Source organism: Bacillus sp. NEAU-CP5 (assembly GCF_026420705.1).
GTDB lineage: Bacteria > Bacillota > Bacilli > Bacillales > Bacillaceae > Bacillus > Bacillus velezensis.
This window is the reverse complement of record NZ_JAPMOV010000001.1, coordinates 798,902-823,077: the sequence shown is the minus strand read 5'-3', so window position 1 is coordinate 823,077 and position 24,176 is coordinate 798,902. Positions and strand designations below refer to the sequence as shown.

Sequence of the window (24,176 nt, the reverse complement as noted above, 5' to 3'; positions counted from 1 at the left end):
AGAAAGGTTAAAGGATGTCTAGTTCAGCAAAAAGTATATTTAATAATTGAAACAAAGTTTGTACAAAGGCCATGATATCGTCTGCTGTCAGTGTGATTTTGACATTGCGGCTGTTAATGACTTGAATGAGGGTTCGCTTTTTTATTTGGCAATCATCGAGGATCAGCAGTTCGGTTGCCATTTGGTCGGCTGTGTCTTCATCTGCGATCGCGAGCTGTGTCGCAAGGATAATCGCCGTAGTAACTGAAGCTTGTATTGAAAGAGCGGCCGTTATAAGTGTTGTATCTATTGTGACATTTTCGCAATCAATCACTTCGATCTTCTGCTCGAATTCGTTGGATAATTGTTCGAATATTTGCGGTTGCAGTGTTTCGACTTTTTCTTCAAACGACATAACCTTCACTCCTTTCTCATTCATACTTTATATAATGCAAATGAAACGCCGAGCGGAATAAGAAAAACAACTAAATCGCACCTATTTTTTTACCGGACAAGGTGCGATTCATGAAGATCAGGGTTTTCGCATATGTATAAAGAGGTCAAGTTTTGAAAAGGAGTGAACAGGTGGTTATCAATTGGCTTTCATTTATTCTGTTATCGTTTGCCGTTTTCCGGCTGGCCAGGCTTTTCGTATTTGACACCATTATGGCGCCGCTTCGGAGCCTTTTTCACGAGGAAAAAACAGAAACCGCACCAGACGGCACGACAGAAACCTACATTGTCATAAAAGGAAAAGGTATCAGGGCATTTATCGGTGAACTTCTCAGCTGCTACTGGTGTACGGGCGTGTGGTGCGCGGCCTTTTTAATTGCGGCGCAGATTTTGGTACCCGAGGCTGCGCAATGGCTGATTTTGCTGTTAGCCATAGCCGGCGCGGCCGGGATCATTGAAGCTGCGGTTTCTCGTCTTCTGCAGGAATAAGGCGGTTCCACCAGCAACTTACCGTCACTTTCGGCATAAACTGGCATATATGACATAAGGAAAGGAAGGATCACCATGAATCAATCAAGCAAACCTTCCCAACATTCTCCATACAAATCAACTGTGCATCAGCCTTACGAAAAAAAAATTAAGAAAAAAGGCTGCGGCTGCGGCCAAAAGAAAAAACCGAAATAGCCGTTTTCTAAAAAACCGGAACTTCCGGTTTTTTTTGTTTTTTGCCGAACGCCGGCCTCTGTTCGGCATAGATCATAGGAGGAGGGGATGTTATGAATATATTTGAATCATTCATAAACGGTAAATACCGCCGGCACAATCAAAACCAGCGGGAGCATGACAAATATATCTTATCTATTGAAAAGCAGCTGTCTGAGTTTGATGAAGCGGGATCGCGCTTTGAGGAATGGATAGATGTGTTTGCCGCCGAAACAGAAGCAAAACTGAAGAAAAATGAGCATTCTCACTAAAATGAATGAAATCCGCACCGGCCCTATGCATTTATCCAAGCCAAACAAGTCGGCTCACATAGAGTATAGAGAGTAAAGGAGGTGCTTAGATATGGGATTCGGATATGGCGGATTCGGCGGCGGCTACGGCGGTTATGGCGGCTGCGGCGGATACGGAGGCGGCTATGTCGGAGGCGGATACGGCTCAACATTTGTTCTTGTTGTCGTATTGTTCATCCTTCTGATCATTGTCGGTGCATCCTTTTTTGGCTAAACCTTAGCAAGACCTTGGATAAGCGCGGGACCGTTCAGTCCCGTGCTTCCCTGATGTATGAAGGAGTATAGAGACGGGGCACTCGGAATTTTTTCCTTGTCTTACGGGCACATGTTCCGCTCTTTATTCATACAATATCGTATTACTCCACAAAAGGAGGCACACCATGGATAATCAATTTTTCAAAAATATTGAGAAGAAAACAGGCGTCAGCATGAAGGATGTCATGAACCTTGCAGGATCATTGCAAAATGCCAATTTCAAAGATGAAAACACGGTGAGAGGCGTCATTCAGAAGGTGTCCCAGCTGGCTAACAAGCGTGTTCCGAAAGAATTGGAAGACAAAATCGTTCAATCTATTACAAGCGGTAAAGAGAAACTTGATTTTGGCACCATTTCTAAAATGCTGAACAATAAATAGGCGTCAGCCGGCCTTGCTAAAAAGGCCTTTTTATGTGAGAAGAACCCGGCAGTGATCTGCCGGGTTCTTTATATCCTGAGTGCGCTCCGTCTGTCCGTCCGAAGAAGGGGCTCGAGAAATCTTGAGCTGCGCGCTGTTTTTCCCCGCCTGTACGAGGGACAAGATACATATAAATGCTGCATGGCCCTTGTCATTGCGACATACAGAAGCCGTCTTTCTTCTTCGAGCGGAGCAGGATCGCCCTGTCTCGCCGTCTCAAGCGCGAAGTCATGAGGGATCGAGCCGTCAGCCGCGCCTAAAATATAGACCGTATTGAATTCAAGACCTTTAGAGCGATGAATGGTCAGCAGTTCGACGCCGTTTTCATCGGTTTTCAGATTCTCAGCGGCGCGCATATGATCGACATGCGCAAGAAAATCGGGAATGGTTTTGAATTTTTTGGCGGCCACTTTGACATCCCTGAGATCATCAGAGCCTTTTTCCAGTTTGTTCCCCTCATTGCCCCGTTTTTTTAAATACTCGGAAAAACCCATTTTGCTTTCTGCAAAGGTGATGGCTTCAACCGGCTTCATTGTCCGGATGCTTGCGAAAAACGGAACGATCTGCTTGATCTTCCCTATTTGAAAAGGCTTCAGGTCAGGCAGTTTCGTCAGTGCCTTAATCATCGTGCAATCTTCCGTGATTGACAGCGCCTTTAACGTTTGCAGGGCGGATTGCTTTAAAAATAAAGCGGGCAGCAGGTCTTTCACCGCATCCGGATCATCTTCATTCTGACTCGCATATAAGTAGGCGAGGATCTGGCGTACGATTCTGCGGCTGTAGAACGTCTGCACGCCCCGGTCGGCATGATAAGGAATCGATGATTGATGCAGTCTTTCATAAATGGCCCGTCCGGCGCTGTTTGTCCGGTAAAGCACGGCAAAATCGTCAGGGCTCGCCCCGTTTTGAATCTTCTCTTTCATATCTGAAACAATCATGGTCGCTTCTTCTTCTTCATCGTAAGGATAAAATATCACGGGATTATGAACGCCGTCTTTGACGGCAGAAAGTGTTTTTTCATACCGTTTTTTATTTTTCTTTACGACGGTATGAGCGCTTGAGACGATCGGATGCGGCGATCGGTAATTTGCCGTTAAGTAAATGGTCTTTGCTGCCGGATAATCTTTCTGAAAATCTAAAATGAAAGACGGGCTGCTGCCGCGGAACGCATAAATGGATTGGTCGTCATCACCCACGCAGCACAGGTTATTCTCTGGGCTTGCGATCATTTGCATAATGTTGTACTGGACAGGATTGATATCTTGAAACTCATCAATCAAGATATGAGAAAATCTGTTTTGGTACTGCGCGAGAATATCAGGCCGGCTTTGAAACAGTTCATAACAGCCTTGGGCCATGTCATCAAAATCAAATTGGTGTTTTTCCCGCTTCTGCCGCTCGTAATGTTCGTAGAGCCTGTACACTTTTTTCTCCCAGTCGTCCGCAAGCGGAATGGTCTCATGGGAGAGATACGTGTTTTTCCAGCAGCCGATAAGCTGAAGCGCCTGGTCGACGGGAAACTCTTTTTCATCCAAATTTTCTTCATAGAGCGCCTTTTTCACATATTGCTCTTTTTGCCACTCCATTTTTAAAAGCTGGCTGCCGTTCCATTTCGAAGAATCATAATGATAGAGTATTTTATAGAAAAAACTGTGGAATGTTCCGGTCACGAGACGGGAGACTTTTCCGGCGGCCAGACCGTACTCATTCGCCATCCGCTCTTTCATTTCGGCGACGGCTTTTGTCGTAAAGGTCACAAGCAGCATATTCTCGGGTGAAATGCCGAGATGTTCAATCATATGGGCGGCGCGTGCTGTCAGCACCCTTGTTTTTCCGCTTCCCGCTCCGGCAAGCACTAACAAAGGCCCGTCCGTTTCTGTAACTGCCCTCATTTGTTCACGGTTCAGGCCGATGCCGGAGAACAAAGATGTATCAGCCGCCTCGGATGTTGGTGAAAACGGTTCGGCCGCAGGCACTTTTTTCGGGCTTTTCCATTCTGAGACGATCGGTTTCGGATTCTCTGAAATCGCTTTTCCTTTCGGCAGGCGGAACATGCCGGCTTCCTTATACTCTTCTTTTTCTTTCTCCGCTTGCGGTTCCTCGGCCGCGCATGCTTTTTCACAGGCGGTGAAGTCTCCCTTTTGCCGGTGATAAAATGCCGGCTGCTCTAAAATCGAAAGCCGCATCAAGACGGGCTGGTCACAATGTGCGCAAAAAATATTTCCTTTCTGAGCTTCTTCAAAAAGGAATTGGTAATGTTCTCTGGAATATGTATGTAAATGTATCGTTCGGTTATTCAGTCGGGCGCATTTCAAAAAGGGGTCCTCCCATTAAAAGGTGTTCATCCATTTGATAGACAAAGAATATCATAACAAAAGAACAGCGTTTCAAAAAGTAAGATTAAGGGAAATGAAAAGCGAAGGGGAGGGGTACATATGATTTATGCAGGACGGATTCAAAACCAGCAGTATTCTCAATACGCAAACCGGGCAGCGGGTTATAAGCCTGATTACGCCGGCATTACGAAAGCGGCCGCCCTCGCCAATGACAGGTTGTACAGAGAGGTGGAGCGCCGCCAGGAAAATACCGCAGCCGCAGAAAAGAAAGTACATGAGGAAAAACGTAAGCGCTCTCTTTCCCGTCTGCCGCAAATCATGGGAAAAGGCCGGCTGATAAATCAATACGTGTGAAAAAGCCCGGATATATCCGGGTTTTTTTTGGGTCGTATATATGAAAGATGCGGAAAGGAATGATTCAATTTGAGAAAGCTTTCATTATTGATTGCGGGGTTATTTCTATTCGGCCTCTTTACTGCCGGAATGAAACCGGCACACGCGGCGGAGGGCTCCGCAGCAAAAGATGTCACTCTCACACAGCTGGCGCCGCATGTCTGGATGCATACAAGCACCGGTACGGCAGACGGAAGTCCCGTCCCTGCGAACGGATTGCTTCTTGAGACTTCAAAAGGAATCGTACTGATTGATACTCCGTGGAATGACAGTCTCACAGAGCAATTAATGACACAAATAAAACAGCGGTTTCCCGGCAAAAGGATGACCGATGCCATTGTGACACACGCCCATGACGATCGTATCGGCGGTCTGAACACCCTGTACAAATACGGTGTAAAGGTGCACAGCACGAAGCTGACCGCCGACTTCGCCCGACAGCAGGGATTTGACCGGCCGCTCGGAGATTTGAAAAACGTGACAAAGCTGCAGTTTGGCGATATGAAAATTGAAACGTTTTATCCGGGAAAAGGGCATACGGAAGACAATATGACCGTCTGGCTGCCTGAGGATAAGCTCTTATTCGGCGGATGTTTAATCAAGGCTTTAGAAACAAAGGAAATCGTGCCTACTCCGGGCTTTTATCCGGATCAGTGGCCGCGCGCCGTCCGCAAAGTCATGAAAAGATATCAGGACATCAGTATTGTCGTTCCGGGCCATGGCAGCCCGGGGGATGACCGTCTGCTGCCGCATACGATAAACCTTCTGAAAGAAACGTAATAAAGAAGACCGGCGCTCCCATTACGGAGTGCCGGCTTTTTTTATCTCTTCCTGATTTTCATAAAACTGAGGAAAGCAAGTGCAAGCGCCAAAACGGTATATCCCGCTATCGGCCAAATATGCTGATGAAAGGAAGAATAATCTCCGGATATGACTTCCTGGGCCAGCTCGATCGAGTGAATAAACGGTAAGGCATAAGCGATATGTCTGAATGTGTCACCGAGCAGGCCCACCTCCATCCAAGCCCCGCCCAGAAATTGCACGAGTGTAATATAAATCGTTCCGATACCTGAAATTTGTTTGTCCGTAAACACAGCCCCTAAACATAAACCGAAGAAAACGGACATCATCGCAATCGGCAGCAAGACAGCGATACCTGTGAGAAGATTCATCCACTCGGCTGATAAACCGGCAGCCGCTGCTGCGATAAAACAAATGACGATTTGTAAAATGGCTAACGGCAGCATCGGCAGTGCATAACCGATGACATAATCGGCTGTTTTTAAAGGGGAAGCAAACAAACGGGTCAAAAGGGCGGTCTGTTTGTCTTTTGCGATCAGCAATGCAGAGAACATCGTAAGGAAAGCGAAACCGAAAACAATGAGTCCGGGTGCTAAGTGCTGAATTTTAAAGGTATCAAGCGGCGCATTTTTTTCAATCGCCGTAAACAGAAACAATAGAATAACAGGCAGTGCGATTCCAAGGATAATAGACAGGGGGTCACGAAAAATTTCTTTGCGGTTGCGAATGGCGAAATCAAGCATAAAGACCCGCCTCCCCGTCACAAATCGCTAAAAAGGCATCTTCAAATGTGGCTGAATGAGTTTGCTTTTTCAGGGCCTCCGCCGTGCCCAGTGCTTTTAAAGTCCCATTTTCTAAAATGCAAATACGATCTGCCAGGGCTTCAGCCTCTTCTAAATAGTGTGTCGTTAAAATAATCGTCATGTCACCCTTTAATGCCTCAAGATTTTTCCACAACTCGCGGCGTGAACGGACGTCCAGCCCTAATGTCGGCTCATCTAAGAAATAAATATCCGGTTTTGTAATCATTCCCATTGCGATGCTGAGGCGGCGCTGCATTCCTCCTGATAATGTTTTTGTTTTTGCTCTTTCTTTCTCTTTTAATTGAAACAATTCGAGCATCTCATCTGTTCTTTTTTTTGCTTCTTTTTTTGGAATTCCGTAGACTCCGGCTATAAACTCTAAGTTTTCCCGTACGGTTAGATGAGGAGCGATAGCTGTTTCCTGCGGGGACATATTCAATTTCGGTTTTATTTTATCCAAATCAGTCAAAATACTGTGTCCAAGCACTGATGCATCACCGTCATCCGGAGAAAGGAGTCCGCAAAGCATACTGATTAATGTCGTTTTTCCGGCTCCGTTCTCACCGAGTAAAGCGAAAAATTCCCCTTTCTCAACTGAGAACTCAAGACGGTCAACGGCGGCGGTTTCTTTATAATGTTTCGTTAATTGCTTCAGCTCAATCGCGTGCATTTACTCATCCTCGCTATCTTCATCGATTTGCTTAGCGTTTAAAATATCTTTTGCAAATTCGAAAAAGAGTTCTTGTTTAACAAGTGCGATACCTTGCTGGTCATCCCCAAGCATAAGCAGTGAATCCCCCGGATTTATATCGAAAACATCTCTTGCTTCTTTAGGAATGACAATCTGTCCTTTTGTACCCACTTTAACAGTCCCGAATATGTGTTTTCCTTTTGGTGCCGTCATGTTTATCCCTCCGCAATATGAATTGTATTTTTTGTATGAATTGTAATACTTCGTATACTTAATATACATTAACCTTCCATAAAATTCAATAAAATTCATGAAATAGTATTATTTTCATAAAAAAAGCACTCCTGCTATTAACAGGAGTGCTTTTGATTTTATCGTTTGTGTTCCTTTATCATTTCCAGATGGGGGATGCCCGCATCGAGAAATTCTTCGCCGGATGTGACGCGGTATCCTTGTTTTTCGTAAAACGGAACCGCCTGCGTCTGTGCATGTAAGATAAAGCTGTCGGCGCCCTTGGCTGCCGCCGCTTTTTCAAGCGCCTGCATAATGATGGCTCCGACGCCTGAAGAACGATGGCTTTTCATCACGCAGATGCGCTCTAATTTTCCATGCCCGTCTTTCATGCGCCATCTGCCGGCTCCGACCGGCTGGCCGCCGTCATATATGACTATATGCTCTGACGTGTCCTCGAATTGATCAATCTCTTCTTCTTCCGGAACGTGCTGTTCTTTAACGAAGACCTCTTTTCTGACGAAAAAAGCGTCGTTCAGCTGTTTTTCAGTTTTTGCGATGATGGATTCCAAACAGTTATTCTCCTCCGCCTAATAAAAATGTTTCGTACACAGTCCATGAGCCGTTATCCAGCTGATAGAGCAAGTGAAAACGGTCGATGACTTCTTCGTGGGAAATGTCCTGCATTTTCAGCTGTCCGAGTACGTCGGAATGTTCATCTGACGACAGCTTCTGGCCGACCGTGACATGCGGAACGAAGCTGTATTCCGGCTCGCCGGATAATGCTTCTGAGTAGCATTTCTCACTCAGAGATTTTAATTCCTCCGTCGGCTCTGCTTTCATATATATCACATTATTCACAGGAGAAAACGAGCTGTATTTTGTGATTTTCAGAACGAGCGGATGCGACTCTTTCGCCGTCTGTCTCAGCTGTGATACGACCTGCTCGATTTCCTGTTCTGTCGCTTCAAACGGATCTCTTAGCGTCAGGTGCGGAGGAATGAGCGCGTAGCTCGGGTCGTAGCGTTTCCGGTACGAATTTGCGAGGTCCTGTAAATTTTTTGATGGAAATAAAACAATACCGTATTTCATGAAAGTTCCCTCCTTAAATGAATGGTTACAGCATTTTTTTCAGCGCCGGCGTGATGAGCGGCTGCCAGTAGGTCCATTTATGATCCCCGTCGAAGGTTTCATACGTGTATTCAGACTGTTTGCTTTCCAGCAGCTGTTTGAGCTCTTCGTTCGGCGCGGTGAAATCAAGAACCTGGCCGTCTGTCGTGTGAACGCCGGTTTCTTTTTCTCCGATTTGATGATAAACGGAAATCTGTTTGAGATCCTCCGACTGCCGGACGGCATCCAGCACGTGACCGTCAACATACGGAGACTGCATGATGACGTTTCCAAACATGTTCGGATAGTCAATCGCCGTCATGAGCGAAACGGTTCCGCCGAGGGAATCCCCGATCATGGTGCGGCCGTATCCGACTTGATAAGTCGGGTATTCTTTGTCGATAAAAGGAACGAGCTCATTTGCGATAAACCGCTTATATGAGGCGAACTTAGAGCCTTCTGGATGGTATGTGTTTCTTCGCTCCTGCACATTTTTATAAGGGATGCCGATAATGATGCAACGGTCAATTTCCCCTTTTGACATAAGCTCTTCCGCCTGCCGCCCGATTCTCCCTAATCTGAAATAATCATGGCCGTCCTGAGCGATGACCGTATGATATTTATACAGGGGGGAGAAGGTGGCGGGCAGGTAGACCAAAACGGTCATTTCCTCTTCAAGCTCATGGGAGAAAAGTTTTTTCTCATGAATGATTCCGTTTTTTGATGCCACATCGCATTCCTCCAGGCCGCTTAGTGTCTTGATGGTTTTTTCCTATTGTACCATGAATTATTAGAAATTTCTTTCTTCAGATGCACTTCTTGCGAGAGTTCAGATAAATAAAAAGTTATTGAAATTCATTTTATAGTGCGTTAATATAGAACAATCAGAAAATACAAAACAATATTCTTATCACGAGAGGTGGAGGGACTGGCCCTTTGAAACCTCAGCAACCGGTTTGCTTTGCCGCGGGAAGGCAAAGTGCCAAGGTGCTAAATCCAGCAAGCGATTCACATGCTTGGAAGATAAGAGGAAGAGAAAAGCTCCTTCTTCTTATGAAGAGGGGGCTTTTTTATTTTTGAAAAAGGATGGTGCTTACTGATGACGCAGCATGTTGATACAAAATTAGCCCAAATCGGAAATAGAAGCGAAGAAGCAACGGGAACGGTCAGTCCGCCGATTTATCTGTCCACCGCTTACCGCCATAGAGGAATAGGAGAATCTACAGGTTTTGATTACGTGCGCACGAAAAACCCGACACGCCAGCTCGTCGAAGACGCCATCGCCGTGTTGGAAAACGGTGCGAGAGGATTTGCTTTCAGCTCGGGAATGGCAGCCATTCAAACCATTATGGCTTTATTTAAAAGCGGGGATGAATTGATTGTATCCTCCGATTTATACGGAGGCACGTACCGTTTGTTTGAAAACGAATGGAGAAAATACGGCTTAAGCTTTATTTACGATGATTTCAGCGATGAAGACTGTTTACGCTCCAAAATAACGGAAAATACGAAAGCGGTATTTGTTGAAACACCGACAAACCCGTTAATGCAGGAGGCGGACATTGAAAAAATCGCCCGGATTACGAAAGAAGCCGGCCTGCTTTTAATTGTGGATAATACGTTTTATACCCCGGTGCTCCAGCGCCCGCTTGAACTGGGAGCGGACATCGTCATTCACAGCGCCACAAAATATTTAGCGGGGCACAATGATCTCCTTGCCGGTCTGGCTGTCGTTAAGGATGAAGAGCTCGGCGAGATCATGTTTAATCACCAAAATGCGATCGGCGCGGTTCTCCCGCCGTTTGATTCGTGGCTTTTAATGAGAGGGATGAAAACACTCGGACTCAGAATGCGCCGTCATGAAGAAAACGCCCGTGAACTTGCAGAATTTTTAGAACAGGAAGAAGAAATCGCCGACGTGTTATATCCCGGAAAAGGCGGGATGCTGTCTTTCCGGCTGCAAAAAGAGGAATGGGTCAATCCGTTTTTAAAGGCGCTGAAAACGATCTGTTTCGCAGAAAGTCTCGGCGGGGTGGAAAGCTTTATTACATACCCCGCGACACAGACGCACATGGACATTCCGGAAGACATCCGTATCGCAAACGGTGTCTGCAACCGTCTGCTGAGATTTTCAGTGGGCATTGAACATGCAGAAGATTTGAAGCGGGATGTAAAGCAGGCATTACAGCAAGTAAAAGAGGGGGCCGTGTCATATGAGTAATCACAATTGGACGCTGGAAACCCAGCTCGTGCACAATCCATTTAAAACAGACGGAGCCACCGGAGCCGTCAGCGTCCCGATCCAGCATGCTTCCACATTCCATCAGTCTTCATTTGAAGAATTCGGGACATATGACTACAGCCGCTCAGGCACACCGACAAGAACAGCGCTTGAAGAAACGATCGCAGGTCTTGAAGGCGGAACGAGAGGTTTTGCTTTCAGCTCAGGAATGGCGGCGATTTCAACGGCGTTTCTGCTTTTATCCCAAGGCGACCATGTCCTCGTCACGGAGGATGTGTACGGCGGAACATTCCGCATGGTGACTGAGGTTCTGTCCCGTTTCGGAATCGAACATACCTTTGTCGATATGACGGACACAGAAGCTGTCGCCCGCGCCATCCGGCCGAACACGAAAGCCATTTATATGGAAACACCGTCAAACCCGACGCTCGGCATCACGGATATTAAGGGCGTCGTCAAACTGGCAAAGGATCACGGCTGTCTGACATACCTTGACAATACTTTCATGACGCCTGCTCTGCAGCGTCCGCTTGATCTCGGTGTAGATATCGTGCTTCACAGCGCGACGAAATTTTTAAGCGGCCACAGTGACGTGCTGTCAGGCCTTGCCGCCGTAAAGGATGAAGAGCTCGGCAATCAGTTGTATAAGCTGCAAAACTCATTTGGAGCGGTGCTCGGCGTTCAGGACTGCTGGCTCGTATTGAGAGGCTTAAAAACATTGCAGGTCAGGCTGGAAAAAGCGAGCCGGACGGCTGAGCGGCTGGCTGCCTATTTTGACGGGCATCCCGCCGTCAAAAACGTTTACTATCCCGGCCTTGCCGGACACCCGGGAGCCGATACCCATAAACGTCAAGCGAGCGGAGCGGGCGCCGTCCTGTCCTTTGAATTGGAAAGCAAAGAAGCCGTCAAAAAGCTGGTCGAAAACGTATCGCTTCCGGTATTTGCCGTCAGCCTCGGCGCTGTCGAGTCCATTCTCTCATACCCTGCAGCCATGTCGCATGCCGCCATGCCGAAAGCAGAGAGGGAGAAACGCGGCATCACAGACGGCCTTCTGCGCCTGAGCGTAGGAGTCGAAAACGCCGAAGATTTAGAACGGGACTTCGAACAGGCATTGAAAAAAATAACCCCCGCCCAAGTGAGATCATAAACGAAAAGGGCGCCGTCAATTTTGCGACGCGCCCTTTTTTTATTTTAGATAAAAAAAGTGTTGACGAATGAGAAATCAGGATATATAATTATAAATGTCAGAGAGACAACAACATACCCAGCAACACATACATATCATGATTCCGTAGCTCAGCTGGGAGAGCGCTACCTTGACAGGGTAGAGGTCGCTGGTTCGAGCCCAGTCGGAATCATCCACGGCGGTTAGAGGCGTTATATCAACGTTTCTAGCCGTTTTTTATTGCGTTGACTTAGTCGATGACTTAGGCGTATTAAGGCGCAGGGTAGCGGTCCTACCAACGACAAGGTAGCGGTTTTATTTCGGTGACTTAACCGAACGGAGGCGGTAATATGTCCGCAAATAGAACAGGAAAACTCGTCAAAAAGGAACGTACTTTACGGAATACTACGAGCAATCTCGATGTGCTTTTCTACGGACTGAAGACAGTCTATCCTATTTAAAACATAGATAAAGCCCTTCTCATAAGAGAAGGGCTTTCTTTTATCTTGAGCCATTCAATGTGTTGTTTTATTTATTCTGTAACTTGTTTAAGGCATTAGGAGGTCTACTATCAGGATTAGAGAGCCTTTTTTTATTTTACTAATGTTTTTTTGATCACTCAGAACAGAACTATACTTTCCGACCTTTTCGGCAAGTGCTGTCTGACATGTTACTCAAATTTCACGCACTATATAAGCCCCTCTCTTATGAGAAAGGCTTTAATATTTTGGTCCTCTGGGCAATTTGAATACCGGCTCGTAGAATAATGAATGTACTTAATCTTTAAATATCTCAGGAATTTTATTTCTCCATATTAATAACAACTTTTTAAATTGGTCTGTTTCTATTGAGTTTTTATAAGGGTCATCGATTAAAAAAGGGTTTTCAACATCGGTAACATCTTTTTTTATCAATACACTTATCCCATTTAAATCAATTTCAAAATCCTCATGTATCCCATTTAAAACATTCTGAATGTATTCTATATACTCATCAGTTTGTTCTATTGTTGTAATATTTTCAATGAAGTCAGAGAAAATGCTGATTTCTTCTGGTAGAACTATTTTTATATCACCAAATGGATCTTTATCAAACCTGTATGAATATTTCATGTGTCACGGTCACCTTTAAGATTATTTTTGATATAACGGATATGCTGTTGCTATTGTTCCGTCACTATTTAAATACATTTCAATTTTAATTCCTGTTGAAGTGATTCCCCTATACTTATTTGAACGTACTTGTTTTCTAGTATGATAAGCTTCGTCAATTGCTTTTAATACATCAGCGCGGTTCCATTCTCTTGGAAAGAAACTTGAATCCGCTATCTTTTTTACAGACTCGACTTCAACTTTCGCCATATACACTCCATTTTTGTCAGGTTTCTTTTCTGTACCTGGTATAATCTTCCCGCCCATCATGCTTTCATGGTGGTAGCCAACTGCTTTACCGCGTTTATTAACTTCTCCATGATAAATATGTTTCATTGTACCGGCGGTATACTTGCTTTTTCCTGTACTAAAATTTGAAGACACAGATTTACTGAAAATACTCTCTTTCTGATCTTCAATAATACTTTTCAACAAAGGAGTATTTTTCACATTATGAGTATTTTCAATATCCTGTGCTATTCCGGCAAGTGCGGGTTGGTACTTATTTTTCGAAACGGAATTGATATAGTCTTTTCCTTTTTCAATCCCGGTCTTCACATGTTTTGCAGCCGCTTTTTCTCCGGCTTCCAAGACGTTATCCACTTTAGCTGCACCTGTTTTCGCGAGCTTGCTTGATACTTTTACAGCTGAGCCGGAACCTTTTAATCCGACGATGCTCCCGATGGCGTAGGTGATGTAATGTGATCTTGAATACGCATCCCCGTTAACCATTTTATCATTCCATGAATCCGCCAGGTTTGTCCATATGATTTTTGCGTAGGAGGGCGTGTTCAATACAGCCGATATGGTTTTAGTGACTTTTTGTTCATCAGAGAGATGGTAAAAATCCCATGCGCCGACAGCCAGATCTTTGACGCCGGTTATGGTGTCTTTTCCCACATCATAAAGGCCGACGCCTATTCCTTTGACGATATCCCAAGCTGTTTCTCCGACTTCTTCGAGCTGCTTTGCTTGTTCAAGCTGCATCACATATTGCACCTGAGCGGGTTCAAGATTTTCATAGCCGATCTTTTTCGCGATTTCCAAATATTCATCCGGATTGGTGACACCAGCGGCCAGCTTTTTCTTAAGATCCTGGATTTCCCGCTCTTTCGCTTCTTCCTTTTTAATCGTCAAATAAGCATCCGAATGTCTTGCAATCTCGCCTTTTTTCTTATGGATGTCGCTTTCACGGTACGCTTTGGCGTTGTAGTGAAGCGGCGTGGCGCTTTTTCCTTTGCCCGTGGCGTTTTGGAGCTGCTGGAAATCTGCTTGGATGAACTGTTCGTTCGCTTCGGTTTCTGTGTATTCCTTCGTTAGATCGTGATCAAGCTTGCCGAGTTTATGTATCGTTTCGCTTCTTTTTTTGTCAGCTGAAGAAAGCTTCTGATCTGTGCTTTCCGTTGAAAACAGATCAAGCGAGATGATGTCTTCGATCTCTCTGAGGATGGACCCCATGTCCTTTTTTTGCCCTTCCATAATGGCCTTTGATTTACTGAGGGCGTGGGTGAGCTCATGCTCCAGAAATGATTCCTCCACATGTGAACCGGAAAGTCCGGCGTCTTCGACCTTGCCGGGAAGGCTTGTGAGAAATGCGATTTTCATGTCGATCAGATCAAGCCAGCTGTCTGTGACGCCGGCGTGGTCCTTGAAAAAAGCTTTGATGTTGTCTGCGCCCCGGCCGGAGAAATCATTGTCACCAAGATCAGCCATGCCTTGAAACGCTTTTTTTAGATTGACCATCTGGCCGCGCAGTTCTTTGTATTCACTCGCACGCTGTTTGGCAGCGGTCAACAAGCTGTTTGCTTCAAAAACTTTCATGACCATAATCCTTTCATTCGAAATACTTCAACAAGATATTACCATGGAAGAATGAAGGAAAAGACAAATAAGTATTTTGAAAGTGCAAAATGATTAATTTGTTCTGGGTAAATTTACTTATTTTATGATCGGAAATTGGGGAAGAGTTAGCTTCAGGTTGAATCGGTTGTTAGAACATCATGTGATGCATCTCCTTTAAAAAACATACACACATATTAGAGGGCTGAAATTCACCCGTATGAATTGGGATACGGCGGCCCAAACGGCTTTTCGCATGGAACCAACATGCGGCAACTGGTCAACAGCTTTAGAAACTTCATCCTAACAGGGAAGAGCGGCAAGCATTGGGAATATAAAGGAATATAAGCTTACAGCTATGAAGGATGTATGAAAATCCGTCAGACGGCGAAGGGAAGGCAAATCTCCATGTATTGTGACGGTTATAATGCGGGTGCATGGAACTTCCGTTCATCCGGAGTTATGTCAGAGGGACGAAAAGACTTTTTTTGAGGAGGAAGCGGAATGATTGAATTTACACGGCCATCACCTATGAAGAAAACATGCACGATGCACCCGGAAAAGGAATCTGTCAGATCGGTTTCGTTTACTGATTTTAACGGCAATTCTGTAACAGTAACACTTTGTCAAATGTGTCTGGCTGAATTAAAAATGAAAGCCGCGACTGAATACAGGAGCATGACTGAGGAGCGGGCTAAACTGAATCGTTTCAAGATTGGTGATCATGTGTATTTAGAGCATTTGGGAGTAGTCAGCGAGATAAAAAACATGGAAGGCGTTCAAGTGGCAAACAGGACAGACACAGACGGAGTCCGAAAGGCTACCCCTAAGGAAATCGCAGAATATAAAAAGCAGGGGAAGCAATGACGGTGAAAAACTATTCAGTCAATCATTCTATCAGCTGTATTACTTACAGGAGCGGCGGCCGGATGTTTACGGATGCGCGACTTACATGGCCGGAGCCTCCACGGTGGAGAGGAGGAGAATTCAAACTAAGAATGTGAATTGATTAAACGCAGTTTCATGAATCTCCGAAGGCTTTCATCAGAAATTTTGGTGCAGTATGGAAAAAAATTATGAAAACTTGACATAATGCTGTCAGGTTCCTATTGTATGATTAAATGAATGGCCAGTAAAATGATAGGAGGCGTTCAATATGAAGTTGCTGCAAATTAGACTATTGGTTAATGACTTTAAGAAAAGCGTCGAGTTTTACAAAGATTCATTAGGACTTCCAATAAGTTGGTTAGAGAAGGAAATGGAATATGCACTTTTCGATAATGGAGAAACGAAAATAGAGCTTTTATCTCGAGAAAATATGGCTGAAATAGTTGGAGAAGAAAGAAAATCTTTAGACGGAGATGCGCAATCAAGATTTTTGCTTCAGTTTAAGGTAGAAGATGTTGATAAAACGTATGACTATCTGCACAAGCAAGGGATTAAATGCGTCAATGAACCACATGATCGTCAGGAATGGCGTGCACGAGTTGCTCATTTCAGAGATCCAGATAATAATCTTATTGAAATATATAAAATGATATAATTTTTTGACTGGCGAGATTAAGGTAATGCGTTTGTTAACTTACCTTATGATTTTTATAGTCTGCAAGAGAAACGTATATAGGTCCAAGACGGAAAGCCTGCGGACACTGATCATTGCACAGCTCACTGTGCTCTGATTGGTGTCCGTTTTTATTTGCACGGAGGGATAACAAATAGATGATGAACACGAAGCGGACATGCAAACATTCAGACGCGGCAAGGGCGGCGCAATTAAGCGCAAATAAGGGGAGGAAATCAAAATGCAGGATTTAATCATTCAAAGGAAATATATTGACTTTCATCCTGTTTGTAATGTTAATTAGAAGATGTATACAAAATCATTATAATGAGGAGGCCTGAATGTGAAAAATAAAGCGGGAATACAAGTTGGAATATGCATTGGACTTTTATGTTTAAGCTTTACCGGTTTCAATCCTTTATTCGGCTCAGTGCATGCTGAAGCGAAGTCTATAGAAAACACAAAAATGACAAGCTGTATAACGAATCAAAAATTTCTTCAGCTTGAGAAAAAATTTGATGCCAGGCTCGGCGTTTATGCGATTGATACAGGTTCAAACAAGACAATTGCTTATCGGCCGAATGAACGGTTTGCTTACGCATCAACCTATAAAGTTCTGGCCGCAGCTGCTGTTCTGAAGAAAAGCTCAAATGAAAAACTTAATGCCATCATCCGCTACAGCAAAGACGATTTAGTTACATATTCTCCAATCACAGAAAAACACCTGGATACAGGCATGAGCCTGAAAGAAATCTCAGAAGCCGCTGTCCGTTACAGCGATAATACCGCCGGGAACCTATTGCTGCAGCAGCTTGGCGGCCCTAAAGGTTTCGAAAAATCACTGAAACAGATCGGGGATCATGTAACAAAAGCTGATCGATTCGAGACGGATCTAAACTCGGCGATTCCCGGGGATCGTCGTGACACAAGCACCGCAAAAGCACTGGCAACTGACCTTAAGACTTTCGCTTTGGGTAACACTCTCACGACTGACAAGCGCACGATCTTAACGGATTGGATGCGGGGCAACGCTACCGGCGATGAACTGATTCGTGCAGGCGCTCCTGCAGGATGGGAAGTCGGCGATAAATCCGGAGCCGGAAGTTACGGGACGCGAAACGACATTGCGATCGTTTGGCCGCCTGACAGAGCCCCAATTGTTTTGGCAATCCTGTCAAACCGGTTTACGGAAGATACCAGTTATAATAATGCTCTTATCGCTGAGACTGCAAAAGTCGCTCTTAATGCTCTTAAATAAACATTGCCGTTCATTTTTTATGGACGGTTTTTTATATGTTGAGAATGCGGTATGCCGGTTTCGTTTTTCGATAAATGTTATAATGTAAAGCCATAAAAAGATGGGAAGAGGGGGAATTTCGTTGCATTACATAACGGCATGCTTAAAAATCATCAGTGATAAAGACCTTAATGAAATAATGAAGGAATTCAAAAAACTTGAGGAAGAAACGAACAAAGAAGACGGCTGTATTCAGTTCCATGCTTATCCGCTCGAACCATCAGAACGCAAAATCATGCTTTGGGAGATTTGGGAAAACGAAGAAGCTGTTAAAGTCCATTTTACGAAAAAACATACAAAAGACGTTCAAAAACAAGAATTAACGGAAGTAGAATGGTTAATGAAAAGCAATGTGACTGAGTAAAAGGCTTTGTCTGTTGTTGGCTGACTCTGCCGGCAACAATCATCAGTTTCATTCACTAAAACCCTTGCTGTGCAAGGGTTTTTTACTTTGAAAAGTTCTTTATATCGCAGTCTTTTTATGGGTAAGGAACAGACTTGGAATGAAGATGGCCGCAAGGATGATGACGGATACTAAGAATCCGGTATGGTAGCCTTTTAAACTGTTCGGAATCGTTGGCTGCAATCCTTGTATGACAGTTGCGGTAACGGTTGCGATCACAGCTGACCCAAAGCTGGAACCGAGGTTTTCAATCATATGAATACCGACACCTGCTTCGGGAAGCTGTTTGCTGTCAAGGCCTGTATAAGCGTCACTCATCAATGGTAGCATAATTCCTCCAAAACTGGTGCCGCGGATAAATAATACGACGGAAACCCAAATCATACTTGTGTTATCGGTGATAAAAATAAGCGGGATAGATCCGATCAGCGAAAGAACAAGACTGACCGTAACCACGTATTTCGCACCGATCTTATCAATCAATTTTCCGATCAGCGGACGAGTCACGAGCATTCCGACTCCTTGAGGGATTAAAGCGAGTGCTGCTCCGACTGCCGTGAAATGACGAATGTTTTGAAAAAACAGCGGAAGTATTAACATCGGCCCCATGATGGCAACATTCGCTAAGAACAACCCGATCGAAGATGATAAGAAGCTCTTGTTTGCAAACAAATTCATAGGCAGCACGGTTTGGTTTTTCTTGATCAGATTATATACAAGATAAATGGCTGCTGAAACAAGACCGATGCCCGTCCATAAAATGGTGTCGCTATTGTTAAATGATGCATGATCCGCCGCTTTCGTAATACCGTACATCAATGCCGCGCTCATTAATGACAAATTGATAATCCCGAAAATATCGAGTTTACGATCTTTGTTGAATGGTTCAAAGTCTGGAATGGTTTTCATCATAAGCGGTGCAGCAATCAAAACGATGAACACGTTGATGTAAAAAATCCAATGCCATGAAGCGCCTTGGACGATGAAGCCTCCGATGACAGGTCCTAAAATCGGGCCGAAGATCATAGGGGTGCTGACGATTGCCATCACTTTTCCCAGGTTTTCCGGACCTGCCGTTTTAACCAAGAGTGTTGACATAAGCGGAGTCATAATACCGGCGCTGAATCCTTGAAGCAAACGGAAGAAGATGAAGCTGGAAACGTCACGGCTCATTCCCGCAAAAACAGAAATGACACCAAAGGCGATGACTGAGCCGATGAAGATTTTCTTACCGTTATATTTATTCATAAGCCAGCCGGATACGGGTACTGCAATCGCAAGTGCTAAGACATAGCCTGTAACGGACCACTGAATGGTATCCAATGTCGTGTTGAAGTCTTTGGTCAGTTTGTCGATGGCGATGTTTACCATCGTAGAGTCAAGCATTGGAGCGATTGCTCCCAGTGCAATAGCCCAGGCGGCTGTGAGAACTTCTTTTGGCACCCGAAGTTCCTTTCTTTTATGTGTTGACATATTATTCTCCTCTCAAAATTGTTGTCTTTGTTTCCTTGTCAACAAAATAATAGAGTGATTTTGTTTCTTTGTCAACAATAAGAGGGATATAAAAAGACAGCCCGTTTTCATGGAGAAGGGCTGCCTATGGTTTTATTCATATTTATTCCGATTTCATGTCTGCACCAAGTTTCTTTATTTCTGAATCCAAATGCCTGCTGTATGTTTCCACGAAGTTCAGCATCGTGTCAAATTGTTCATCGGTTACTTGTTCAAACACGATTTTGTCCCGTTCTTGAAACTCTTTGTGCAATTCCTCGTGAATTTTATAAATGACTTTTCCTTGCTCAGTAAGCCTGAAATAGATTTCTTTCTTGTTAAGCGGCTTCTGATAGCTTTCGATAAGGCCTTTATTGATAAGCTTCTTCGTTAATTTACTTATGGCGCCTCTTGTCATATAAAGGGACTCCGCAAGTTTAGTCACATTGGCGTCTTCAATTTTTTCGATGAATTCGATGCAATGCACTTCAGAAGGTTTATGCCCCTTAAGGCTTTCTTCCATCTTCAGCCTATTCAGCCACACCATCTTGTTAAAAAAGTCCCTGAAATTCGTGAGGAGCTGTTCTTTTTTGTCCATGGCCCGTCCTCCTGCTCGGTGGTGCTTACACAATATTATAAAATTTTTGTTTCTTTTTCAACAATCGTAAAGTTATTATTTAGGAACTGAGAGATAGTGCGTTGAAATTAAGAAGGAGGGGGATAGAAGAAGTATTCTATTTAAAAAGCGGCTTTTTAACCGAAACGTGGGTTTTCGGGTATTTTTCTTTCCGTATTCGTTACTTGCTCTGTTTCATAACAGGCCAACACTACAGCCTTATAAAAAAGCAGGCTGCGCAATGAGCCTGCTTGAGATTCGCATCAATCATTTTCCTGTTGCGGCGTCATGAAAAGCGTCAATTGCGGTTGTGTATTTCAAGACGTTTTTAGACACTTTGGCGGTTGCGCCTAATGGATACGCGTCTGACAGAACGCTGGAGTGAGCTTCGGGTTCCCAGTAAAATACGCCGATTCCTTTGCCGTTCGGAACGGCTTTCACCAGTTTTATGGTGTCTTTTATGGTCCAGTAGGAATCTTTCGGATTATTTTCATCTCCGCCCAGTTCAACCACCATGACTTCCTTGTTGTAGCGTGAGGCGATGTCATTCAAATTAGATGATAAATGGCTGGTGAGCTCCCAGTACGGCTTACCTTCCCAATAGGGATAGAACGAAACGCCGATGATGTCGGTTTTTCCTCCGTTTTTAAAGAATTGATCAAACCACCATCTGAATAGGCTGTTGTCCGTGCCGTGTGCCAAATGGCTGATGACCTTGGTGGCCGGGCTGACGGATTTCACGGCGTCATAGCCTTTGTTCAGTAAGGCGGTCAATTTGCTGAAATCGTTCGTGCTGCCGTCGGGCAGTAAAATTCCTGAATTCATTTCATTCCCTACTTGCACCCAATCAGGGGAGATGCCGTGATTTTTAAGTTCTTTCATGACATCGTACGTATGGTTATACACGGCTGCCTGCAGCTGGCTGTTTGAATAGCCGGTCCATTTGTTCGGCTTGATCTGGTGGCCGGGATCAGCGAACACATCACTGTAATGGAAGTCAACCATTACCTTCATTCCTAACGCTTTTGCCCTTTTGGCCGCCGCAAGTACGCCCGCTTTGTCACTATAGCCGAGCATGGTCCATGTTGTGCCGTCTTTCAGCCAATAATAGCTGCTTGGCGGATTCACAAACACTCTCAGTCTCACGGCATTTATTCCGTGATCTTTAAGAATCTGCAAGGCATCTTTCTGTTTTCCGCCGTCATCCAGCCAGCGCACACCTTCGTCCTCCATTTGTTTCAGCCATCCTATATCAGCGCCATAGGCAAACGGGGCATCCGCTTTTGCTTTAGGAGACTTCTCAAAGAATGTAAAAGCAGTGAAAATGAGAGAAAGACAGATTGCGTTTACAAATACACGTTTCAATCGGTTTTTTAACATCACAATACCTCCTGATAAAAAAGATTGTTGATTGATTTCACTCTGAATGTTTCAGCTGCCATTCTCCAATAACGTCGTGAAACGCTGAAACGCCTGAATTCCTTCGGGTGTCATTTTAAAAACGCCTGCATCGGTCAGCGCGCGTAAAAATACATTCGCGGTTTCTTTTTGTAAAACAGCGGCTGCATTTTCCGGTGTCACGTCTTCATCCGCTTTGATGTTTTCAGCCCACGGAAGATGAATGTCTTTGATGTCATGAGGTTCATTCAGTAAATACTTTTTCACTTCTGCCAGCTCATCTTTCAGGCGGGGAGGTAAAACGGCGAGCCCCATCACTTCAATCAGACCGATATTTTCTTTTTTGATGTGATGGACATCTTGATGCGGGTGAAAAATGCCATCCGGATAATCTTCGGAGGTGCGGTTGTTTCTGAGAGCGAGATCGATTTCGAAATCCGTTCCCCTGCGTCTGGCAATTGGGGTGACGGTATTATGGGGTTCATTTGTCTTTGCGATGATGCTGACGGTTTCGTCTGAATATTCCCGCCACTTTTCAAAAACATACGCAGCGGCATCTGTCAGCAAATCCGGATCTTTTGCGCGAAGGCGGATCACTGATACCGGCCACTTCACGGCTTCGGCCTGAACGTCTGGAAAATGACGCATATGAAAAGGGTAGAGGGAACCCGCTTTTGCCATCGGAAACTCATGGGCGCCGCCTTGATAATGATCGTGAGAAAGAATGGAGCCTCCTACGATCGGCAAGTCTGCGTTTGATCCCGCGAAATAATGCGGGAAGATTTCCGTAATGGCCAGAAGCCTTCTGAAGCTGCCGCGGCTGATGTTCATCGGCTTGTGCACGCTTGAAAGAAAGATGGCATGCTCGCTGTAATACGCATAAGGAGAGTATTGAAAACCCCACTGTTCTCCCGCTAAGTCAAGTCTGATGATGCGGTGGTTTGAACGGGCAGGGTGATGCGGTGTTCCGGGATACCCCTCGTTTTCCATACAGAGCAGGCATGTCGGATACCGGTTTTCCGGACTGTTTTTTACCGCGGCGATGTCTTTAGGATCTTTTTCGGGCTTTGATAAATTAATGGTGATGTCCAATTCTCCAAAAGGTGTTGGTGAGCGGTACACGATATTTTTTCGAATGGCCCGCGTCTTAATATAGTCGTTGTTTTGACTCAATCTATAAAAATAATCTGTTGCTTTTTTCGGACAATCTGATAACAATTTGCTGAATGCGGCATTGATCAGAGAAGGGGCCGGTGTGATCACGTCCATGATTCTGCTTCCCAGCATGTCTCTTTCAGCCGGCGTATCGTTAATGATTGACCGTTTTACCGCGTCTTTCACCATTTCATCCAAATAGTAAAGCCTGTTTTGTTTCTTGATATGTTTCGGTTCTGCATAATCCGTCAGTCCGAGCAGATCGAGAAGTCTGTTTCTTGTATAAATCACATCCGTTTCATTTATGTCGCCTAAGACAGTGCTTTCTTTCAGAAACCCTGCCACTGATTCAAAAACTTCAATGACCGCCGCCTCCATTTCATTTGTCCTTGTATCCGTTTGGATGTTGCCGATGCCAATTCCATGCTGACGCAATGATTTCCGATATGTCCGTTTGTTTCGGATTCCAGCCCAGAATATTCCGCGCTTTATCGCTGGAAGCGATGAGAGTGCTTGGATCACCGGGTCTTCTTGCGGCCGCTCTTACTTTTATGTCTCTTTCGGTCACTTGCCGGGCCGCTTCCGCCATTTCTGATACGGAAAACCCGCTGCTTGATCCTAAATTGAAAATGCCGCTGTCTCCGCCGTTTTGCAAATATTCCAGAGCGAGAATATGGGCATCGATTAAATCGGAAACATGGACATAATCGCGGATGCACGTGCCGTCTTTTGTATCATAGTCAGTGCCGAATATCAAAACCTCCTCGCGCTGACCGAGCGCGGTTTGTAAAAGGATAGGGATAAGGTGGGTTTCCGGATGATGATCTTCTCCGATGGAACCGTCCGTTTTCGCGCCGGCAACGTTAAAATACCGAAGCGAGACATATTTTATGCCGCAGGCGGTTTCGCACCACTTCAACATTTTTTCTGCCATGAGTTTTGATTCGCCGTATGCGCTTTCCGGCTTTTCCGGCATGTCTTCTGTGATGGGCACTTTTTCAGGTTCGCCGTATACAGCGGCGGATGAAGAAAACACAATGTGTTTCACTCCGAATTCCTGCATGACCTCCAGCGTAATTTGCGTACCGTACACATTATTATTGAAATATGAAAGAGGGTCTTTCATTGATTCGCCGACAAGAGATTGAGCGGCAAAATGGAGAACGCCTGTTACGTTTTCCTTCGCAAACACAGAGCGAAGAAACGGTTTGTCACGGATATCTCCATAGTAAAAGACTGCTTTTTCATGAACGGCTTTCCGGTGGCCTGTCTGCAGATGATCAACAGCTATCGTTTTCAATCCTTTGTTTAATAATTGATCAACTGCATGAGAACCGATATAGCCGGCTCCGCCGAGAACGAGAATCGCCATGA

The 24,176-nt window shown here is 44.8% G+C and carries 27 protein-coding genes, 1 tRNA gene and 1 riboswitch; of the genes, 13 read left to right on the top strand and 15 right to left on the bottom strand.

From position 1 onward, the window contains the following. Positions 1–7: 7 nt before the first annotated feature. Positions 8–394, bottom strand: coding sequence for a spore coat protein (locus OTK50_RS03505; protein ID WP_014417436.1), 387 nt, complete (start codon positions 392–394; stop codon positions 8–10). Positions 395–564: 170 nt separating this feature from the next. Here OTK50_RS03505 and OTK50_RS03500 point away from each other — a divergent pair, with 170 nt between their 5' ends. From OTK50_RS03500 to OTK50_RS03485, 4 genes are all read left to right on the top strand, one after another. Then, positions 565–921, top strand: coding sequence for a DUF1360 domain-containing protein (locus OTK50_RS03500; RefSeq protein WP_032875197.1), 357 nt, complete (start codon positions 565–567; stop codon positions 919–921). 287 nt (positions 922–1,208) lie between these two features. Next, entirely contained in the window at positions 1,209–1,406 is a 198-nt protein-coding gene (locus OTK50_RS03495) for a hypothetical protein (RefSeq protein WP_012117306.1), read from the top strand. 91 nt (positions 1,407–1,497) lie between these two features. Beyond that, entirely contained in the window at positions 1,498–1,659 is a 162-nt protein-coding gene (locus tag OTK50_RS03490; RefSeq protein ID WP_007610678.1) for a YjcZ family sporulation protein, read from the top strand. A gap of 166 nt (positions 1,660–1,825) precedes the next feature. Next, a complete protein-coding gene (locus OTK50_RS03485) occupies positions 1,826–2,080 on the top strand; it encodes a stage VI sporulation protein F (protein ID WP_003154986.1) in 255 nt (84 codons plus the stop codon). Positions 2,081–2,148: 68 nt separating this feature from the next. Here OTK50_RS03485 and OTK50_RS03480 read toward each other — a convergent pair whose 3' ends face one another. Beyond that, positions 2,149–4,434, bottom strand: a complete 2,286-nt coding sequence (locus tag OTK50_RS03480) for an ATP-dependent helicase (protein WP_088462281.1) — start codon at positions 4,432–4,434, stop codon at positions 2,149–2,151. Positions 4,435–4,554: 120 nt separating this feature from the next. On the opposite strand from OTK50_RS03480, the gene OTK50_RS03475 reads away from it, so the two are divergent. Continuing rightward, complete coding sequence (locus OTK50_RS03475; protein ID WP_032874485.1) at positions 4,555–4,809, top strand: hypothetical protein; 255 nt, start codon at positions 4,555–4,557, stop codon at positions 4,807–4,809. 69 nt (positions 4,810–4,878) lie between these two features. Further along, positions 4,879–5,628: a subclass B1 metallo-beta-lactamase gene (bla, locus tag OTK50_RS03470; protein WP_088462280.1), complete on the top strand. Its 750-nt coding sequence runs from the start codon at positions 4,879–4,881 to the stop codon at positions 5,626–5,628. A gap of 41 nt (positions 5,629–5,669) precedes the next feature. On the opposite strand, the gene OTK50_RS03465 is transcribed toward bla (OTK50_RS03470), so the two are convergent. The 6 genes from OTK50_RS03465 to OTK50_RS03440 form a co-directional block, all read right to left on the bottom strand. Then, on the bottom strand, positions 5,670–6,392 hold the full coding sequence (locus OTK50_RS03465) for an ABC transporter permease (RefSeq protein ID WP_105937859.1): 723 nt from the start codon (positions 6,390–6,392) through the stop codon (positions 5,670–5,672). Beyond that, entirely contained in the window at positions 6,385–7,122 is a 738-nt protein-coding gene (locus OTK50_RS03460; protein ID WP_007409079.1) for an ABC transporter ATP-binding protein, read from the bottom strand. Before OTK50_RS03460 ends, OTK50_RS03465 begins: the two co-directional genes overlap by 8 nt. Continuing rightward, on the bottom strand, positions 7,123–7,356 hold the full coding sequence (locus OTK50_RS03455) for an AbrB/MazE/SpoVT family DNA-binding domain-containing protein (RefSeq protein WP_007409078.1): 234 nt from the start codon (positions 7,354–7,356) through the stop codon (positions 7,123–7,125). It lies immediately after the preceding gene. A gap of 158 nt (positions 7,357–7,514) precedes the next feature. Further along, entirely contained in the window at positions 7,515–7,946 is a 432-nt protein-coding gene (locus OTK50_RS03450) for a GNAT family N-acetyltransferase (RefSeq protein ID WP_224224183.1), read from the bottom strand. Between the two features lie 4 nt (positions 7,947–7,950). Then, a complete protein-coding gene (locus OTK50_RS03445) occupies positions 7,951–8,466 on the bottom strand; it encodes a YjcG family protein (RefSeq protein ID WP_224224184.1) in 516 nt (171 codons plus the stop codon). A 25-nt stretch (positions 8,467–8,491) separates the two neighbouring features. Then, positions 8,492–9,214, bottom strand: a complete 723-nt coding sequence (locus OTK50_RS03440; RefSeq protein WP_045207132.1) for an esterase family protein — start codon at positions 9,212–9,214, stop codon at positions 8,492–8,494. A gap of 174 nt (positions 9,215–9,388) precedes the next feature. Next, a riboswitch (SAM riboswitch) is annotated at positions 9,389–9,514 on the top strand. 69 nt (positions 9,515–9,583) lie between these two features. Between OTK50_RS03440 and OTK50_RS03435 the strand changes: the two genes are divergently transcribed. The 3 genes from OTK50_RS03435 (at position 9,584) to OTK50_RS03425 (ending at position 12,084) form a co-directional block, all read left to right on the top strand. Next, complete coding sequence (locus tag OTK50_RS03435; protein ID WP_007610693.1) at positions 9,584–10,705, top strand: methionine biosynthesis PLP-dependent protein; 1,122 nt, start codon at positions 9,584–9,586, stop codon at positions 10,703–10,705. Beyond that, entirely contained in the window at positions 10,698–11,873 is a 1,176-nt protein-coding gene (gene metC / locus OTK50_RS03430; protein ID WP_052827270.1) for a cystathionine beta-lyase, read from the top strand. The genes OTK50_RS03435 and metC overlap by 8 nt, the downstream gene beginning before the upstream one ends. Before the next feature lie 138 nt (positions 11,874–12,011). Continuing rightward, positions 12,012–12,084: transfer RNA gene (locus OTK50_RS03425), tRNA-Val, on the top strand. 583 nt (positions 12,085–12,667) lie between these two features. Here OTK50_RS03425 and OTK50_RS03420 read toward each other — a convergent pair. Together OTK50_RS03420 and OTK50_RS03415 are read right to left on the bottom strand one after the other, a co-directional pair. Then, entirely contained in the window at positions 12,668–13,003 is a 336-nt protein-coding gene (locus tag OTK50_RS03420; RefSeq protein ID WP_224224185.1) for a tRNA-Val4, read from the bottom strand. Between the two features lie 21 nt (positions 13,004–13,024). Then, complete coding sequence (locus OTK50_RS03415) at positions 13,025–14,863, bottom strand: T7SS effector LXG polymorphic toxin (RefSeq protein WP_224224186.1); 1,839 nt, start codon at positions 14,861–14,863, stop codon at positions 13,025–13,027. A 522-nt stretch (positions 14,864–15,385) separates the two neighbouring features. Here OTK50_RS03415 and OTK50_RS03410 point away from each other — a divergent pair. The 4 genes from OTK50_RS03410 (at position 15,386) to OTK50_RS03395 (ending at position 18,103) form a co-directional block, all read left to right on the top strand. Then, positions 15,386–15,748, top strand: a complete 363-nt coding sequence (locus OTK50_RS03410; RefSeq protein WP_007610709.1) for a hypothetical protein — start codon at positions 15,386–15,388, stop codon at positions 15,746–15,748. A 289-nt stretch (positions 15,749–16,037) separates the two neighbouring features. Next, a complete protein-coding gene (locus OTK50_RS03405; protein WP_007407334.1) occupies positions 16,038–16,424 on the top strand; it encodes a VOC family protein in 387 nt (128 codons plus the stop codon). A 355-nt stretch (positions 16,425–16,779) separates the two neighbouring features. After that, positions 16,780–17,700: a class A beta-lactamase gene (bla, locus tag OTK50_RS03400; protein ID WP_224224349.1), complete on the top strand. Its 921-nt coding sequence runs from the start codon at positions 16,780–16,782 to the stop codon at positions 17,698–17,700. Between the two features lie 100 nt (positions 17,701–17,800). Further along, a complete protein-coding gene (locus OTK50_RS03395) occupies positions 17,801–18,103 on the top strand; it encodes a putative quinol monooxygenase (protein WP_239033844.1) in 303 nt (100 codons plus the stop codon). A 99-nt stretch (positions 18,104–18,202) separates the two neighbouring features. On the opposite strand, the gene OTK50_RS03390 is transcribed toward OTK50_RS03395, so the two are convergent. The 5 genes from OTK50_RS03390 to galE all read right to left on the bottom strand — a co-directional run bounded on the left by OTK50_RS03390 (position 18,203) and on the right by galE (position 24,174). After that, entirely contained in the window at positions 18,203–19,615 is a 1,413-nt protein-coding gene (locus OTK50_RS03390; protein ID WP_266121829.1) for an MDR family MFS transporter, read from the bottom strand. 142 nt (positions 19,616–19,757) lie between these two features. Next, a complete protein-coding gene (locus OTK50_RS03385; RefSeq protein ID WP_082997858.1) occupies positions 19,758–20,231 on the bottom strand; it encodes a MarR family transcriptional regulator in 474 nt (157 codons plus the stop codon). Between the two features lie 285 nt (positions 20,232–20,516). Beyond that, entirely contained in the window at positions 20,517–21,629 is a 1,113-nt protein-coding gene (locus OTK50_RS03380) for a glycoside hydrolase family 53 protein (RefSeq protein ID WP_224224189.1), read from the bottom strand. Positions 21,630–21,680: 51 nt separating this feature from the next. Continuing rightward, positions 21,681–23,180: a UDP-glucose--hexose-1-phosphate uridylyltransferase gene (gene galT / locus OTK50_RS03375; RefSeq protein WP_266121828.1), complete on the bottom strand. Its 1,500-nt coding sequence runs from the start codon at positions 23,178–23,180 to the stop codon at positions 21,681–21,683. A gap of 1 nt (position 23,181) precedes the next feature. Next, on the bottom strand, positions 23,182–24,174 hold the full coding sequence (galE, locus tag OTK50_RS03370; protein ID WP_130571107.1) for a UDP-glucose 4-epimerase GalE: 993 nt from the start codon (positions 24,172–24,174) through the stop codon (positions 23,182–23,184). Positions 24,175–24,176: the final 2 nt, after the last annotated feature.

Bases quoted from the DNA above. Each gene is read 5' to 3' on its own strand.
- OTK50_RS03505 (WP_014417436.1), bottom strand. From the start codon at position 394: ATGTCGTTTGAAGAAAAAGTCGAAACACTGCAACCGCAAATATTCGAA.
- OTK50_RS03495 (WP_012117306.1), top strand. From the start codon at position 1,209: ATGAATATATTTGAATCATTCATAAACGGTAAATACCGCCGGCACAAT.
- OTK50_RS03490 (WP_007610678.1), top strand. From the start codon at position 1,498: ATGGGATTCGGATATGGCGGATTCGGCGGCGGCTACGGCGGTTATGGC.
- OTK50_RS03485 (WP_003154986.1), top strand. From the start codon at position 1,826: ATGGATAATCAATTTTTCAAAAATATTGAGAAGAAAACAGGCGTCAGC.
- OTK50_RS03475 (WP_032874485.1), top strand. From the start codon at position 4,555: ATGATTTATGCAGGACGGATTCAAAACCAGCAGTATTCTCAATACGCA.
- OTK50_RS03465 (WP_105937859.1), bottom strand. From the start codon at position 6,392: ATGCTTGATTTCGCCATTCGCAACCGCAAAGAAATTTTTCGTGACCCC.
- OTK50_RS03460 (WP_007409079.1), bottom strand. From the start codon at position 7,122: ATGCACGCGATTGAGCTGAAGCAATTAACGAAACATTATAAAGAAACC.
- OTK50_RS03455 (WP_007409078.1), bottom strand. From the start codon at position 7,356: ATGACGGCACCAAAAGGAAAACACATATTCGGGACTGTTAAAGTGGGT.
- OTK50_RS03445 (WP_224224184.1), bottom strand. From the start codon at position 8,466: ATGAAATACGGTATTGTTTTATTTCCATCAAAAAATTTACAGGACCTC.
- OTK50_RS03435 (WP_007610693.1), top strand. From the start codon at position 9,584: ATGACGCAGCATGTTGATACAAAATTAGCCCAAATCGGAAATAGAAGC.
- metC (WP_052827270.1), top strand. From the start codon at position 10,698: ATGAGTAATCACAATTGGACGCTGGAAACCCAGCTCGTGCACAATCCA.
- OTK50_RS03420 (WP_224224185.1), bottom strand. From the start codon at position 13,003: ATGAAATATTCATACAGGTTTGATAAAGATCCATTTGGTGATATAAAA.
- OTK50_RS03415 (WP_224224186.1), bottom strand. From the start codon at position 14,863: ATGAAAGTTTTTGAAGCAAACAGCTTGTTGACCGCTGCCAAACAGCGT.
- OTK50_RS03410 (WP_007610709.1), top strand. From the start codon at position 15,386: ATGATTGAATTTACACGGCCATCACCTATGAAGAAAACATGCACGATG.
- OTK50_RS03405 (WP_007407334.1), top strand. From the start codon at position 16,038: ATGAAGTTGCTGCAAATTAGACTATTGGTTAATGACTTTAAGAAAAGC.
- OTK50_RS03395 (WP_239033844.1), top strand. From the start codon at position 17,801: ATGGGAAGAGGGGGAATTTCGTTGCATTACATAACGGCATGCTTAAAA.
- OTK50_RS03390 (WP_266121829.1), bottom strand. From the start codon at position 19,615: ATGTCAACACATAAAAGAAAGGAACTTCGGGTGCCAAAAGAAGTTCTC.
- OTK50_RS03385 (WP_082997858.1), bottom strand. From the start codon at position 20,231: ATGGACAAAAAAGAACAGCTCCTCACGAATTTCAGGGACTTTTTTAAC.
- OTK50_RS03380 (WP_224224189.1), bottom strand. From the start codon at position 21,629: ATGTTAAAAAACCGATTGAAACGTGTATTTGTAAACGCAATCTGTCTT.
- galT (WP_266121828.1), bottom strand. From the start codon at position 23,180: ATGGAGGCGGCGGTCATTGAAGTTTTTGAATCAGTGGCAGGGTTTCTG.
- galE (WP_130571107.1), bottom strand. From the start codon at position 24,174: ATGGCGATTCTCGTTCTCGGCGGAGCCGGCTATATCGGTTCTCATGCA.